Below are 14,840 nucleotides of genomic sequence, written 5' to 3' on the forward strand. Positions count from 1 at the left end.
TAACGCTCTACAGGAAAAGTGGTTCATTAGTTTATAAAGAAAATAATTACGCCACGTAATAATCTCAATTCAGCAAAATGCTTACAAAATCAATAGTGATAGTTATTTCTTCTTCGTGCTTTTCTCACTAGCTTTGTTCATTTGCGTCATCATTTGATTAATTTTCTTCTGTGATGGTTTTTGTCCCATTTGCATCAAAACATGATACCTAAGGGATTTATGACTACTTGGTTAACCACTATTCCCATTGAGAGAAGTATACCTTTCAACACTAATTTTGTCTACTATTTTTACAAAACACTAAGACAGTACAAGAGGTATTCAGAGAAACTGGTTTTGTTCTTTTTTTATTATGGATAACCTACTTGGTATCAATTTTATAGATTTGAGTACAACGTATAAATTGGAAATGAAACAATACCTTGCTTTTGCTCGCTGGCTAGACTATTAAATACTTTTTGTGCAGGAGTTTTTAACCCTAAAATAACATAAGACACAAATTTCATTAGTTGATTATCCTCATCTGTTATAGTGTATAAAAATTCCTCTTCCTCTTTAGTGAATGGCTTTGATAATCTCCTTTTTACTTGCAAAATATTCAATTTGTAAATTTCTTCATCTTCATCTTTAGTGACAGAAAACAACTCTTCTAATAAATATCTAGCCAAATCTAAATATCTTTCATCTTTGGTTGTATCGAATACCCCAATTAAGCCTAATGCTATGTCGTTATTTGCAACTAATGACTTATCGTGAGTGTCACTTCTAAATGACTCATTATAAACTTCAAAATCAAAATTAGTTAATGTGATTAAATCCTTTAATTGAAATGTACTAAAAAGACTTACTTTATAATGGTCATCCGTATTTGGATTAAATATTCCTTTTGTTTTAGGAATAAACGCACCTATTTTTCTGAATACCGCCCTATCAAACAAATTATAATATAAATCATCTTCGTTGTTTTTAAATAAAATCAAAGTAATGTAGTCGGAGAGTTCTATCCTAAAAATCGTATGGTCTTCAAAACCTTGCTCTGTCTTAAATCTTGCATAATTCTTCTCTTCAAAAATATCGAAAATATTGCCAAATAAGTAATCCAAGTTTTCTCTTTCATCAAACTCATATGCACCGCTAATACCTATTCTATTGCAGAGGCTCATTAACTCTTCATACTGAATTATTTCTTCATCAATATCCGAAAAATGTTCTATATCATCAAAAGCACTACTTATTTGGTAAGCTTTAAAAGGAAATTTATTTTTTAGAGCGATGTATTTTAAAGCCTTTAATGATTTTATATAAGAATCAAGACTTTTCAATCTTATTGTATTTAATTTACCTTTCTTATTTTTTTTAGAAAGTACAAATTCTAATGTATCTTCAATGGTAATATACAATTCTTCTCGAGAATCAATTATATCAAATCCGATATTCACTTTTTCTCCCAACAAATCAAAAGTTTCATTTTTACTTATATTTAATGCATCTGGTATAATCGCTTCTATGGGAAATTCTTTTCCATCTTCAATACCATAAATATGTACAGGTGTTTCTAATGGATTAAAAGTTTTAATCTCGCTCGGTAAAATATCATATTCTAAACTATAAGTAGAGAAGTTTTTAGTTTTTCCCACTTCTATAAAGCTACTAGGTTGTTTTCTAACTCTCCTAATTTGTGCTCTACATATTTGTTCTAATTGACTATCTTCAATTTTTTTGAAATCGACTGATAATGAACTTTGTACCCTGTCAGCCATGATACTCAATAGACGCTCAATTTCTAAAGGCGTTAAAGCTTTATAAAAAGCTTGCATCTTTGTAGTTTTTTTATCTATTACTACTAATAAATATAAAACACCCTTACCTGTTTTTTTATAAATTTCTAAATCTGCTTTCTCAATAGAATGAGATGTTTTGTTCCCTTTAACTTTTTTATTTTTTGTAGTTCCTTTTATTTGTACCTTAACAGTATCCTCTATATTCGCCTTTTTTAATTCAGACGAATTATAGACAATAATTTCTCCATCAAAACAAGGACTCTTGTCATTAAATTGGACTTCACTTACCAATTTATACGGTTCTTGCAAAATTATTCTGTTGATTTCCAGACAAGCTAAATGCTCAATAATTAAATTATCCATTTGTAGCATTCTCCTTTTTTTATGTAGCTCTCACTTAAATTCGCTCAATCATTTTCTATCTTTTTTATAATCAACTAACCCTTTTCCAATAAAAAAATAAAATACCACAGTCTGAACCATTGAACATAACTTCGCCAATAAAGACATAGGCTCCAATGTTCCTCCACCAAAAGTTAAACCTCTACTAAAAGAATAATAAAGAAAATCAAAAGCGAGTTCGTACCATTCTTTTACACGTTCAGTTTCATCATTAACATACATAAATGCAACGTTATCGTAACGATATATAATGAAGTAACTAAAAGAAAACACTAACACTATGTAACTAAGCATCCACATTAGATTGGTTAATTGATTCTCTTCCATTAATTCCTTTCCAAACTTCCAAATCATAATAGTTATCGCTAGAGCCATCAAAATGGATAAAAACGACATAAAATAATTAATAAAATCAGGATTCTTCAAGATGTTTTCACGCGGCACTAGAACTCTAAACACTAGTAAAAAATATCCATCAATAAGGAATATCGTGAACGCAATATTCTTTAATATCTTGTTTGATTTATATTTTTCATTTTTCAAAAAGTAAATACAGAAAACTCCTATTCCAAACAATATGATTTCTTCAACCGTCATTCATTTAAACCTTCTATCCATAGTTATTAGTAAAACCCAAATCCTGTAAAGTGGTATATAAAGAACAAATGACACTTCCTGTATACCAACTTTTAAAGCAGTAGAACTATCTAAAAAAACGAAATCCCCTTAATACTATTCTCAATCGCTTCTTCCGTAATTCCAATATACCTCAATGTTGTCTTTTGGGACGAGTGATTGAAAATCTCCATTAAAGTAGCTACATCCTTAGTCGCTTGGTAATAAGTGTAGCCGAACGTCTTCCGCATAGTGTGAGTACCAATTGAATTGTTGCCTATCATATCCCCAGCTTTAGCAATAATGCGATATGCCTGTGTAGTTGAGATATAGCTATCACCTTTACGACTCGGGAATAAATAAATTTCTTCATTCGGCAGCGTGTCAATATAATCCGCAATATCAGCCATTAGGTTATTTAAATAAACCGTTCGTTCCTTTTTGGTTTTCCCTTCACGAATTTTAAAATTAGACTTCCCTTTCACTTGCTCGATTTTCAAAGCTACTAAGTCGCCGCATCGTAAACCAGTTGAAACTCCCAATTTAAATAGCAGCTGGTCACGTAATCCATTTTGTGACATTCCTAATGCTTCTATCAATTCGTTTACTTCTTGTTTAGTTTTCAATGGTTGAACATCAATCAACATACCCATTTTTTCATTCATATTCGCCATGCTCATTATCCCCTTTAACATGTATCCTTTTATCCATATATACATAATACCATACATTAGATAGAGCATCAATTAAGGAATGGCTATTTGACAATATTCTTCATGTATTCTTCTACATAAAAGCATACATTCATCATTAATTTATCACATAAAAAAAATCCCTGTAATTTCTTACAAAGATTTTGGTGATTTTAAACGCTATTTAATTAAAGCTGCTCTATATTTTCAACTTCTTCAATAATTACCTTATCAGCTTCAAAGATACCCGAAACTGATACATAAAATAAAATTTCAACCGAATCGGGATATTTTTCCCCGTCCCTCTTATCCTCAATGTCAAGACAACCCGTTATTTTAACAACACATGTAAATGATGAATTCATAATTTCTAAATCAGAAAAACCGTTTATATCCATACTATCTAGGTTAGCAGATAGAACCTCATTTAATTCAGTGTCTAAATCGTCAAAATCGAGGTTATCAATATCTTCAACAAAATTCCATAATTCCTTTCTTATTTTTTCAAAGTTACTTTTCGTTTTTACCAGTTCCTCAAATTTCTCCATGTTCATAAAAACATCCTTTCTATTTTCAAATTCCATATTTTCATACCACGCACTTATACATATATAATAGAAGGAGAATGGAATATTTCTATTCCATTCATCCCTACATTTAAGAATCTCTTTCACCAAAAAGACCTATTAAATATTTTTGCCGCACTTCACTCAATCCATTAAAAGTTTCAGCATTAAAATATTCATTCATTTCTTCCGCCGTCCAACCTCCTTCTACTTCATCAGAAAAGCTGTCATCATCATCAATTTCAAATTCTTTAAATACCAAGACAATGAAACCTTCTATCCCTACAACTTTATCAAGTGCTATTTGAGCAGATGAAAACGCATCATTGATTTTTTCCTCAATACTGTAAAAATCACTGACTTTTAGCAAGCCATTGGCATTATTAATATAATGCCAAACTGCACCTGCTTCTCTTTCAATAATTTTTTCTAATGCAAATTTTCCCTCTGCAACATTTTGATAATATGCTCCTAAAGATACCTTAAAATCACGCTCTATAAATGCCTCATAGTCAGATGAAAAGCTTTCTAAATCAATCTCATTGCTACTCATTCCTAGCCATTCATTGAATTCCTCAATAAAGATGCCTTCATCCTGTTCTCGACCTTTATTTGCAAAATCTACTTGAATCAAATTATTCTTATTTTCTTTCATAAAATCGCTCCTCATTTTTCAATTTACGTTTACCCCATTAAATCCTTCAAATTCACCACATTACCATTTACTTTAGGAATGTGTGAAATTTTATTCTCTATAAAATCTTCTACATCACCATCTAGTACACCAAAGCACTGGCGCACACGCTTAGATACGCCATTTTTCTTAATAGACTTTTTAACAATTCTTGCTTCAAAACCTTCTATATCAATTAGCAAATCAGCTTCAAAATTCCCTTTATTTTTTGCTCTATAATTGTTATTTTTACACCATTCGTAGTATAACTCGAATAGCTCGTCCATCGTCATATAATCACTTTCTAATACTTTCAATACTTCAACTTCATTATGCGCATTTTTATAAGTGAATGGTTTCTTTAATTCGTGTTTGCCATTACTCATTTCATAATCAAGCAGCGTGACATTTTCCTCAATAAATTTCTTTACAATTTTTAACGAATCGAGATATTCATCAATTAACTTTTCCATCGTAGGTGTAATCATCAACTGCTTGGTATTATTTATCACATTGCTATAAGCCGCTACACTCTTATAAATTAAGCAATTAATAATTTCTTTATCTGCTACATACATCGCAATTTCTTCACTATTATAAACAGCTCTTTCAGATACTTTATAAGGGCAATTCACAATACGCAATCTTCTTTTTATAGCCGCTCCATTTTCATTAAACGGGGGGATGAAATTACAAGAGAAAATCATCTTAGCGTAGCTGCTTTTAAATTCACTATCTTTAAATTTCTTTTCCATTCTAACTTTATCTTCACCCGTCAGCAGTTTCAGATTTGTCATATCCACCACACCATTTTTAGCTAACTCGCCACCAATATTAGCTAACTTTCCATCCAGTAAACCTAGCGTGAAATTCTTATCTTTTGATAAATGCTCTAAGCTTACATTGCTAACGTTGGCAGCACCTAATAAATTTGTAATAAGGCTTAATAATGTACTTTTACCATTACCACCATCGCCATATAAAATAATAAATTGTTGATGTAAAATACCTACCGTCATGCACATACCGATATACTCCAGTAAAACAGGAATCGACTCTTCTTCAACAACCGTCTTCAATATATTCATCAAAATTTCCATTGATTGCTCATCATACTTTTCAGTGAAATTGTATGGGATTTGATTTTTTGATAAGAAGGTTGGTGTATGGGGGTTTAACTGATTGGTTTTTAAATCATATAACCCATTCGCAAAATTAATCGTGGTAGCAAGCTGATTTTTATATTGATAATTTGTATGTTTCTCGGTATTATCATATTGTGTTAACTCAATATCTAGTTGATTTAATACCTCTCGAATATTCTTAATATCGCTATACAGCACACCTAATTTGTCTTTAATTTTCTTAGTAATTGACATATTATATCCAACATACACACCATTATCGTAGATATAATTTTCATTACCTTCTCGCATAAAATACTCTTGCTTTAGTAGCTCCTCCGCTACAAGCCAGTAATTCAACTTACTATCAATCAAATATTTTTTCATTCTATTTTTCTCATTATTGATTGTTTCAATATCATTTCCTTTCAAGCTTTTATAGTAATCTGTCAATAGCTTACTAAGCGATTGATAGACCATATCAAAATCTTTCGCTTTTATTCCAAATTCCTTCCTTATTTTATTTTTATACTTCACAAAATAATGAGCATAGCCACTTTCACGCTCGATGACATGTAACAAACTCAACAAATAATAATTTAATATTTCATCTTCCTCAAGGCTTCCAGAAGACTTTAAAATTTTTAAAGCTTCTATTTCCTTTTCCACTTTTATACAAACCTCATTCATTTCCAAAACTTGTATAATTTCATCTTCATCATATTCAAGATTAACGAAAAACTCCTTTCTATAACTACTGTCTACAACTCCGCTGGTAGCGTTATTCACTTCGTTGCCTCTCAATTGATTTTGTAGTGCTTCCAATTCCTTTTCCATTTCCAGCAATTCCTTAATTTCTTCATTACTTAAATTATCCAAACCTTTATCCATCAACCTTTCTATAAATTTTTCAATCACTTTCATTTTTTCTATTACATCCAAAAAACATTCCTCCATTCATTTTTTAACACACAAATTAATTATTCGTTTGTTATTACAAACTAAGTATATTACACAAATAATTAATCCATCAACCGATTTTTACGCACTTTGATTATTTTTTACATAAAATTAAAAATAGATGTACAAAAATGTACATCTACTTCAATAAAGTTCACTTATAACCTAAGCTGATAGGAGATTTCCCAGCATGAAGTAAAGGGCATCCTATACATAGACCGCTATTATTTACTTTATCGCATAAGAACGGTTTGAAGCCTTTTTCAGCCAGCTCCTCGAACTTTCCTGTCACTTCACTTGGGTTGTATTTATAATAGTCCTTGCTCCATTCATGAGCCTTTTCAAAGCCGTTTGTTAAATTGGCACATAACATCAGTAACAAATTCCAGTCTTCATATTCACATTCATTTTGGTTGTCGGCATGATGCCTTACCCAGTTACAACGTTCATAAATCAAGTTTCCATCAGCCTTATTATTAGAAGGGTAGCGTTTCTGTTGCGATTGCTTCGCTAGTTTACGCTGATATTTTTCTATACTATCTTTCAAAAAAGTTTTCACATCTTCGTACACTAATCTATTTTCCTCATCAAGATATTCAATCGTAACTCGCTTTGGGTTTTCTATATTTTTAAGATTCAACGTGAACGGCACACGCATCATTTTTAAAACATTGGACTTATCAATTTTCTTCCCTACCTTGTTAGCCTCCTGATTGACGTACTCGCTAAATAACCTATAAATCAAATTGATTTCCTTACGTTCCTCAATTGTTTCAAGCCGCAATACTTCATTAAATTTGTAGTACGCATGTAGACCGCCACCACTATTAACAATCATGCTAGGCTTAATAGGTAAAGCCATCATAAAATCAGTAGCTTGCTGGAAGCTGCTGAAGTATCTATTGTGCTGCTCATTGTGATGCCCCTCTACCTCAACATCAATATCGAGCCATAGTCCAAATACCTCACTAACGGTACTAACCTTGCCCCGTACCCTACTTAGAATACTTTGAGTAAGTGCTGCTATATCTGCCTTAAAATAGCCGTGTATATCATTATGGCTATACTCATTCAACTGCTGTTGCATCGTATCAAAACTGACCAAATCTCTTTGTAACTCGGCTTTCTTTCTATTTAAATTGATACCTAGCTCTCTTTCCTTTTGCTCAATACTACGCAACAAACGCTTCGATTTTTCTTGCTCCGCTTTATTGCCATTGCCATAACTACGATTGATATATTTTTTATACAATGCTTCTATTATTTCATGCTTGCTCTTACTTTCTTGTACCTTCTCTATTTTGGCTTCCTTTTCAAGTTGCAAAGCTAGATTTATTTGAATCGTATTGCCTTTAGCTGCTTCCGCCTCGATACGATTAACCACGCTATCTTTATCAGCTACTTCAATGAATTCACTAGCTTTTGTATCGATATTGAACAACAGTATTTTACCTTCATAATTATAATCACTAGGATATAAATACTCCAAAAATGCAATAATATTATCTATCATTTAATCCAATCACCTTCATTTCAATTCTTGTAACTTAATTATAAGATAAACAACTAGGCATCGTCTACGGAACTTTACACAGTTATAATTAATAATTATTTACACTACTAGAGTTACAAAAGTTACTCATATTACACTGCTGATTTATATTATTAATTATATTTATATAGATAATAATTCATTATCTATACTACCTTGAGATAGTGTAACTTTTGTAACCTCTATATATTTATAATCTATTGTCAGTAATATTAAGTAGACTTTTAAAGAATATAAAGCGTTATAAACGCTGATATATCAACGTTTTCCAAATTTTTTAGAAATTAAATGTACATTATACAATTAATATTTCAAATAAAACAGGTGTAACCAGCGTAATCAAAAATGTAACTTTCAGATTTAGAAACGTAACCCATTTTCTCTATATATGACCTACTTCATATAAAATTTCGCAATAAAAAAACGCTACTCCACGTGGGTAGCATTTATTGAGCAATATTGAATTGTTATGATATTTTTTAATATGCCGTTCATCTCCCATTTTTAATAACATGACTATTGTATAGATTTCCACTAAACTATGCTGATAATAAATATCTCTACCAACAAATTCAATTTATTTTTTCAAACTTCAATGATATATCTTTTGAATTGTTTATTTTTGACTGATATAAATGAATTTTTTGTCTTTCCGCATAATATTTTATTTGTTGTAAGTATTCTTCCTTAAAATTTAAGCCTAAATATATTGCACTTGGTTTCATAAAGGATATTTTTATACCATGTTCACCTAGTTCATTATGGATATTTGAAGGAAGTATTATCCGCCATTCATTCTCATATCCCCAATCTGGATGTTTCTCTAATAATGAAATCAATTCAGCCACTCTTGTTTTTTCAGAACCACTGTGGTTCAATGAAGCAGCTTTAATCATATCACTAATATCACTTCTAGTGATTTTATACTCTACTGGAAAAAGAAAATTTAAAGGATTAATTTTACTTTCTTGGTCGTCTTCAAACATATGACTTGTTTTTAAATCATACTCTACACAAATTCCGCTATTTTTTTCTGCATAATTTCCCCACAATACATAATTGTTGTTCGTTGTAGAGAAACTGCCTATTACGGCATGTTTATAGAACTCATTTACCATTTGAGCTATTTCTTTATCATGCATACTAAACTCTTTCAGAATAGATTCTGAAACAAACCCTTCCAATGAATCAGAATACCCTGATAAAATATCATACACATTCTTTTCTTCATGATTAAGTGGACTACTTTCAAAAGGGTCATTTAACAGACATCTTTTACTCAACCAAATTTGCTGTTCTAATAAGGTTTCACATGTTTTATCATTAATCGGTTGATATTTATATAGCTTATTCGGACGTTTAGATTTAGCAAAGTCCATTAAAGTTTTTATTGAAATATCAACGTCATTCTCATTGTAGTAATCTTCAGTCCAGTCCATAAAATATCTCCTCTGCTAAAGATTATTAAAAACAAGCTTTATATCGCCCCATTATTCCTTAAGTTTCTCATTATTTGAGGATTATCATTCTCAACACTATAGAAGAAGTTTTCATCTACATGATTTTCAATATCCCAGTCCTCTATACCCCATTCATTGGTAGTAACCAGTATGATTTTCCTAGATTGTGTACGTTTTATTTCATCCAAAAATTTCATGTATCTTTTTGAATTTTTAAGTACCGATTCCACTGGATAAAACAAACTAAAAGTATCTTCATTTCCTTTGGGATTATTTTGTGTGTGAGTCGCATAACTGCTAAAGTTTACACTCATTTTCCCTAATTTATAAATAGCTGTTGATTTAATTGAATTAGGTAGCAAATTTTTATTGAATGCTCCGTTAACATGGTGGGGCATATCAGACATAGAACCAGTTCTAATAATCCCTTTGTTAAATACTTGATTTAAACAAGAAAGTGTTACTCTTAACTTAGCTTCGTTATCATAACCTCTTACTAGCATTGTTCTTTTATCAACATCATTTAAAAACTTTGTTATAGCATCAATTGCTTTTTGCATATCGGTCATAATTCATCCCCTCCTTCTATCTACTAAATTCGACAAAAGGAGATGTTTTCCTCTGATAAAATACAAGAATTTTTCATATGCGTTAGATTTTAAAATTTTCATCTAAAATATTTCTGAAATTTTCAAGGACAAAATTGAGGTCTTTTTTCATTGGTGGTTTACCACTATCATGTGCTAATGTGTTTAGAATTACGATGAAATTATTTGGAATATCTATTGTTGATATTTTCTTTTTTAAGTCACCTAATGTTAAATGACTATATTTTGATAATATTACGCTTGAAATCTTCTCGAATTCCTTATAATCCATCTCGTAATGTTTATACAGGATATAATATTTCAGTAACCTTTCAGATTCTAATCTAACTTCGCTACCTAAATTTTTTAGTTGGCGACTATTGATATAATCCTCTAAAGAACGTAATTCTCTTAACCAAGCATTATATAATTCTTTGAATTCGTTAATTAAAACCATATCCATTATCCTTTTAGATAGACTTTCATCTAAAGGATTATTTTTTTCTTGAATCATTATCGAATTAATCGGAAATGGTATAAGTTGACAACTATGATTATATCCATTGGAATCTTTAAATAAAAATTCAATATAATGACCACTTTCAATTTCAATTATATTTTCTTTAGAAACCTTAAAAGTATTAACAAGGTTTGAATATAATTCTTTTTTTGTAGTGTAATTACACCTTACTACAATATAAATCTCTCCCTTATACTCAAGGATTTCTAAATTATTTATATTCATAAATTGGTAAATATAAGTATTTCCTCCAAATATTTGATACTCCATTATTTCAAATTCAGTTAATTCATCAACTCTCGAAAAATAACCCTCGAAATCTTTCCAGTATAAATAAAAGAAATTGCCTATACGCTTAATTGCACATAATTCGTCCGCATAGCCTCCTCCATAAAAATCAACATTTAAATGCCCATTTGTAGCTTCGATAGCCTTTTCTAAAAATGAACAAATTTCATCTGGGTGATAAATATTATTTTTTAATCCGAAGTCTTCCCAAACCTTATACAATGAAGTTTTTTGTTTTGGTTTCAAAAAATATCCACCTTCCTAAAAATGTTAAAACATGTTACACTGGCATTATACAATATTTAGCGAGGTGTTCAATTAAATATGCGTTTCACAATTGACTTTGGATTTATATCAGACAAACATAGGCTGAAAAATAATAATGAATTTAAAAAGATTGATGACCGTTCTACTACCTTATATGAAGATGATATGATTTTCTCAAATTATCTTGACGCTCAAAAATATGCTGAAAGTTACGCTGAATCTCATAAAACAATTAAATACAAAAACTTTTTAGGTAATATTGTAGAAGGTAAGTTAAGTGCAAATTCAGCAGGTTCAGGAATTGTTAGTTTAGAAATTGTTTCCCATAGAGTTGAAAAACCAACTGAAAAGTTATTTAGTTTTAACGATGTAAAGGAATTGTTACTACATGGTAATGATTCATATAATAATTCACTAGTTATAGATGAAAACGGTAAATTATTATTAATAAAATTCCGTATAGTTAAAGATGCATTTTATGCGGTGCGCCATGAAACTTTCGCAGCTAATAATCGATATGTGGGAAATAAAAATATAAGTGATGATTTTATCCGTTCTGTCTATATTTCTATGTTAGATGGTTGGGAAAGTCATCTACATTCACATCAATCAGTGTATGTGGATTTACATATAACTGCTGATGAAGAATCACTAATAAAGAACATTTCAGAACTAATCGAGAAGATATAGAGACATATGCATACTGAAATATTTTCTATAAGTTACTTTAGTATGCATATTACCAAATTAATTTATTTTACACCATCAATCCCTATTTTATTCATTATTTCAAACAACTTCTCTAATAGCCTTTTATTGTCAACCTTTTCTTCTAACCCCTTCGCTATCTTAAATCCTTATCAATGGAAACTCCTCCACTTTCTTTCCGTAGTTTATCTACTTCGGCTAAATCGTTACCTACAGTTCCTCCAGTTCGTGTTACTTTGATGTCACCGTAATTCTTAATTATACTTTTATCGGTTTCAGTTACAGTAACTTTATTTTCTTCCTCTAACTTTTTAGCTTCTTCGTCTAACCTTTTTTGTTCCTCTATAATCTTCTTACGTTCTTCATCTTCAATAATTTCAGAATCAGCGTTTATTTGGTTTGTAGCCATACTATCTTCAAAATCAATTTCTTTAATTTTTTCTAAATCTTCTTCTTGTACAATATCTTCTTCATTCGGCTTTTCAACTGGATTAGCAGTATCCTTATTAAAAAATAGGAATAAGAATAAACCAGCTACTAACAATAAAGCCACTACAGAAGATATTAAAATGACTAATCTCTTTTTATCCATTGAGGTTCCTCCTTTCGGTTAAAACTTTTATGTTACTTTATCTTCTAATATTTATAGTACGTCCACCATTTGAATCGTACATGATATATACTTTACCTTTAATCACTTCCCCTTTTGAGGATAAATCCGCATCAGTTAGAGTTATACCACTTAAATCTTTTACTACTGATTTTATAAAACTTAGAGGAACTCCTTTGTCATATGAAAATATGTACTTAGTATTAATGTCACTTGAACTAGTAACAGTTATTGCAAAATCGTTAGTAAAAATCATACCAGGGCTTGCGTGCTTTATTTCATAACCATTTTTCTTGAATTGGTCGATAGTTCCACTAGATAAATGGGATACTACTTTGTTTAACTCGTTTACGTTTACGTCCTTCGCTTTAGCACTATCACTTACTGGTAATTTTGCACCACTGAAATCTCCTGCAGGAGGAGTTACTACTGGTGGATTTACTGGTGGTTTAACAGTTATTCCACCACCATTTCCAGGTTTTTCACTTCCTAATTTACCAATACGTAAACTATTGTCTAACTTATTCATTCCTTTATTCGCTTGACCTACTAAAGTTAATCCCTCGCTGTTATTACGTACGGCAATTGAAATTCCAGAAGCTTCGTCAATATCAGCATTATGCATACGATATAAAAATGCCGCTACTTGACCACGTGTTAAATTATTTTGAGAACCAAAGTATTTTAATAAATCTTTACCTGCATATTGTGGATTTTGTCCACTTGTAATACCTTCTCCTAACATATAATCAATCGAAGCAGTTAACGTATTAGAACTACCTGTGACATGACCAATTGCTTGAGCGATTACACCACGTTTTACAGGTTTATTTCTTAGACCATTATCAAAATAACCGTTCATCGGGACTCCATAAGTAGCGAGTGCATCGTAATAAGTATCACTCCAATGAGCCGCTGGCGTAGCTTTAATTAAATCACCTTTATCATCTTTAAGTTTTAAAAATTCCGCTAACATTTTAGCGAATTGAGCTTCTGTAATTGTTCCACTTGGCTTGAATGTTCCATCCTGATACCCGTCAATAATACCTTCACTCTTAGCCCAATTTATCGCATCATACGCATAATTCGATTTATTTACATCTTTAAATTGCCCTACCACTTGTTGGGCTACTTTAGTATTGAAATCGTTGGTGGAGGCTTCTGCTACGAAAGAAGTACCAGACACTAAACTACCGATTAATACCGCGCTACACATACCTAATTTCACTTTGTTTTTCATTCTCAATTCCTCCAAATAAAATAATAGTATATTAGTAAAAGCTGGGATATTTATATTAATATTGTACCATTCTCACAATAAGAATGGAATGAATCTTTAGAAAAAAATAGACGAGTCGAAACACTTAAAAAGTGCTACAACTCGCCTATCTATCCTCATTACATTAAATCGAATAAATCAAATTCATCTTCATCGAATTCATTAAATTCTTCTTTACCTAACATAAATTCAATTCCATTTTCAGTAAGCATAATATCTCTAATCCCAAATTCTTCATCAACTTTAAGAAGCTGTTCAATCAAATCCTCTCTTTTCGTCATATCTCCACTTTCAATCATTTCTGTAATTCTTTTTCCTAATTCTACTAAAGCTAACATTTTATCAATCTCCCTTTTATCTCTTCATTTATTATTTTCTAAAATATATGAGGCACTCCAAAAGCGCCTCATATAAAACCAATAATTACACCATTTTTATCAAAAATTAATTTCTCAAAATTATAATCCTTAGCATCATAAAACCTATCTTCATTATCAGAATAATTCATATTAATCTCAAATGAACATATTAATTCATCTATTTCCATTTCACCCCAGCAATTTCTTTTCAAAACCTCATATCGGGGGGCAGAAAAATTAACTTTTTTTATTTCAACTACATCGTCAATTTTCAAAAAGTATACATACTCTCCTAATTTACCTACTTGATAACGCAAACCCAACATGACCTCTTTTTCCACTAAAATTTCTAAAACTTCATCTCTTAAATATTCTTTATGCAAATATATCATCCTCT

At 30.7% G+C, this 14,840-nt stretch carries 15 protein-coding genes and 1 pseudogene; 1 reads left to right on the plus strand and 15 read right to left on the minus strand.

Annotated features, from left to right (window positions below):
* Positions 1-102: 102 nt before the first annotated feature.
* From N1I80_RS15640 to N1I80_RS15690, 11 genes and pseudogenes are all read right to left on the minus strand, one after another.
* A pseudogene (locus N1I80_RS15640) lies at positions 103-231 on the minus strand (YneF family protein); the annotation flags it as partial.
* 146 nt (positions 232-377) lie between these two features.
* On the minus strand, positions 378-2,144 hold the full coding sequence (locus N1I80_RS15645; RefSeq protein ID WP_340738777.1) for a hypothetical protein: 1,767 nt from the start codon (positions 2,142-2,144) through the stop codon (positions 378-380).
* A 48-nt stretch (positions 2,145-2,192) separates the two neighbouring features.
* Positions 2,193-2,780 carry a hypothetical protein gene (locus tag N1I80_RS15650; RefSeq protein ID WP_340738778.1) on the minus strand — a complete coding sequence of 196 codons (588 nt, stop codon included), beginning with the start codon at positions 2,778-2,780 and terminating at the stop codon, positions 2,193-2,195.
* A 110-nt stretch (positions 2,781-2,890) separates the two neighbouring features.
* Positions 2,891-3,472, minus strand: coding sequence for a tyrosine-type recombinase/integrase (locus N1I80_RS15655; RefSeq protein ID WP_340738779.1), 582 nt, complete (start codon positions 3,470-3,472; stop codon positions 2,891-2,893).
* Positions 3,473-3,678: 206 nt separating this feature from the next.
* Positions 3,679-4,164 carry a hypothetical protein gene (locus tag N1I80_RS15660; protein ID WP_340738780.1) on the minus strand — a complete coding sequence of 162 codons (486 nt, stop codon included), beginning with the start codon at positions 4,162-4,164 and terminating at the stop codon, positions 3,679-3,681.
* Positions 4,148-4,711, minus strand: a complete 564-nt coding sequence (locus N1I80_RS15665; protein ID WP_340738781.1) for a hypothetical protein — start codon at positions 4,709-4,711, stop codon at positions 4,148-4,150. The genes N1I80_RS15660 and N1I80_RS15665 overlap by 17 nt, the downstream gene beginning before the upstream one ends.
* Before the next feature lie 29 nt (positions 4,712-4,740).
* Positions 4,741-6,795 (minus strand): DNA primase family protein, encoded by a 2,055-nt coding sequence (locus N1I80_RS15670; protein ID WP_340738782.1) that lies wholly within the window; start codon positions 6,793-6,795, stop codon positions 4,741-4,743.
* Positions 6,796-6,967: 172 nt separating this feature from the next.
* A complete protein-coding gene (locus tag N1I80_RS15675; protein ID WP_340738783.1) occupies positions 6,968-8,326 on the minus strand; it encodes a hypothetical protein in 1,359 nt (452 codons plus the stop codon).
* A gap of 611 nt (positions 8,327-8,937) precedes the next feature.
* A complete protein-coding gene (locus tag N1I80_RS15680; RefSeq protein WP_340738784.1) occupies positions 8,938-9,804 on the minus strand; it encodes a DUF2971 domain-containing protein in 867 nt (288 codons plus the stop codon).
* 38 nt (positions 9,805-9,842) lie between these two features.
* Complete coding sequence (locus N1I80_RS15685) at positions 9,843-10,394, minus strand: hypothetical protein (protein ID WP_340738785.1); 552 nt, start codon at positions 10,392-10,394, stop codon at positions 9,843-9,845.
* A gap of 82 nt (positions 10,395-10,476) precedes the next feature.
* Positions 10,477-11,466, minus strand: coding sequence for a hypothetical protein (locus N1I80_RS15690; protein WP_340738786.1), 990 nt, complete (start codon positions 11,464-11,466; stop codon positions 10,477-10,479).
* 78 nt (positions 11,467-11,544) lie between these two features.
* Between N1I80_RS15690 and N1I80_RS15695 the strand changes: the two genes are divergently transcribed.
* Complete coding sequence (locus N1I80_RS15695) at positions 11,545-12,177, plus strand: hypothetical protein (RefSeq protein WP_340738787.1); 633 nt, start codon at positions 11,545-11,547, stop codon at positions 12,175-12,177.
* 154 nt (positions 12,178-12,331) lie between these two features.
* Here the strand turns inward: N1I80_RS15695 and N1I80_RS15700 are convergent, their stop codons facing one another.
* From N1I80_RS15700 to N1I80_RS15715, 4 genes are all read right to left on the minus strand, one after another.
* Complete coding sequence (locus tag N1I80_RS15700) at positions 12,332-12,787, minus strand: hypothetical protein (RefSeq protein WP_340738788.1); 456 nt, start codon at positions 12,785-12,787, stop codon at positions 12,332-12,334.
* Positions 12,788-12,824: 37 nt separating this feature from the next.
* A complete protein-coding gene (locus tag N1I80_RS15705; protein ID WP_340738789.1) occupies positions 12,825-14,045 on the minus strand; it encodes an S-layer homology domain-containing protein in 1,221 nt (406 codons plus the stop codon).
* Positions 14,046-14,203: 158 nt separating this feature from the next.
* Complete coding sequence (locus N1I80_RS15710; RefSeq protein WP_340738790.1) at positions 14,204-14,422, minus strand: hypothetical protein; 219 nt, start codon at positions 14,420-14,422, stop codon at positions 14,204-14,206.
* A 68-nt stretch (positions 14,423-14,490) separates the two neighbouring features.
* Positions 14,491-14,826: a hypothetical protein gene (locus N1I80_RS15715; protein ID WP_340738791.1), complete on the minus strand. Its 336-nt coding sequence runs from the start codon at positions 14,824-14,826 to the stop codon at positions 14,491-14,493.
* Positions 14,827-14,840 lie beyond the last annotated feature (14 nt).

Source organism: Sporosarcina sp. FSL K6-3457, assembly GCF_038007285.1.
In the GTDB taxonomy this organism is placed as follows: domain Bacteria; phylum Bacillota; class Bacilli; order Bacillales_A; family Planococcaceae; genus Sporosarcina.